The sequence below is a fragment of the Shigella sp. FC1661 genome (assembly GCF_001712525.1).
Lineage (GTDB): Bacteria > Pseudomonadota > Gammaproteobacteria > Enterobacterales > Enterobacteriaceae > Escherichia > Escherichia coli.
In genome coordinates this window covers 1-406 of record NZ_MDGW01000491.1, presented here as the reverse complement: position 1 = coordinate 406, position 406 = coordinate 1, and the positions used below count along the sequence as shown (strand labels likewise).

The 406-nt window shown below is 56.2% G+C and carries 1 protein-coding gene; it reads left to right on the top strand.

Features of this window, described 5'->3' with window-relative positions; all coding sequences use genetic code 11:
* On the top strand, positions 1–406 hold a 406-nt coding region (locus BFF42_RS21065), incomplete at both ends, for a transposase (RefSeq protein WP_144038598.1).

Genomic DNA, 406 nt, shown 5'->3' with positions numbered 1-406 from the left:
AACTGTGGTTCTGCAACGTGACGCATATCAGACCGGTCAGCACCGGTTCCATCCTTCGCTGTGGCAGTTCGGCAAGGAGATGGGCTTCTCTCCCCGACTGTGTCGCCCCTTCAGGGCACAGACTAAAGGTAAGGTGGAACGGATGGTGCAGTACACCCGTAACAGTTTTTACATCCCACTAATGACTCGCCTGCGCCCGATGGGGAGCACTGTCGATGTTGAAACAGCCAACCGCCACGGTCTGCGCTGGCTGCACGATGTCGCTAACCAACGAAAGCATGAAACAATCCAGGCCCGTCCCTGTGATCGCTGGCTCGAAGAGCAGCAGTCCATGCTGGCACTGCCTCCGGAGAAAAAAGAGTATGACGTGCATCCTGGTGAAAATCTGGTGAGCTTCGACAACCCC